Source organism: Citrobacter sp. CK199, from assembly GCF_030333285.1.
GTDB lineage: Bacteria > Pseudomonadota > Gammaproteobacteria > Enterobacterales > Enterobacteriaceae > Citrobacter_B > Citrobacter_B koseri.
In genome coordinates this window covers 1-560 of the sequence record NZ_JAOWGF010000012.1, presented here as the reverse complement: position 1 = coordinate 560, position 560 = coordinate 1, and the positions used below count along the sequence as shown (strand labels likewise).

Below are 560 nucleotides of genomic sequence, written 5' to 3'. Positions count from 1 at the left end.
AGTGTCGCTGCCGCAGCTTCGGTGCATGGTTTAGCCCCGTTACATCTTCCGCGCAGGCCGACTCGACCAGTGAGCTATTACGCTTTCTTTAAATGATGGCTGCTTCTAAGCCAACATCCTGGCTGTCTGGGCCTTCCCACATCGTTTCCCACTTAACCATGACTTTGGGACCTTAGCTGGCGGTCTGGGTTGTTTCCCTCTTCACGACGGACGTTAGCACCCGCCGTGTGTCTCCCGTGATAACATTCTCCGGTATTCGCAGTTTGCATCGGGTTGGTAAGCCGGGATGGCCCCCTAGCCGAAACAGTGCTCTACCCCCGGAGATGAATTCACGAGGCGCTACCTAAATAGCTTTCGGGGAGAACCAGCTATCTCCCGGTTTGATTGGCCTTTCACCCCCAGCCACAGGTCATCCGCTAATTTTTCAACATTAGTCGGTTCGGTCCTCCAGTTAGTGTTACCCAACCTTCAACCTGCCCATGGCTAGATCACCGGGTTTCGGGTCTATACCCTGCAACTTAACGCCCAGTTAAGACTCGGTTTCCCTTCGGCTCCCCTAT

At 54.3% G+C, this 560-nt stretch carries 1 rRNA gene; it reads right to left on the bottom strand.

The features are described 5' to 3' along the window. A 23S ribosomal RNA gene (locus tag OGX75_RS00920) occupies positions 1-560 on the bottom strand; the annotation flags it as partial.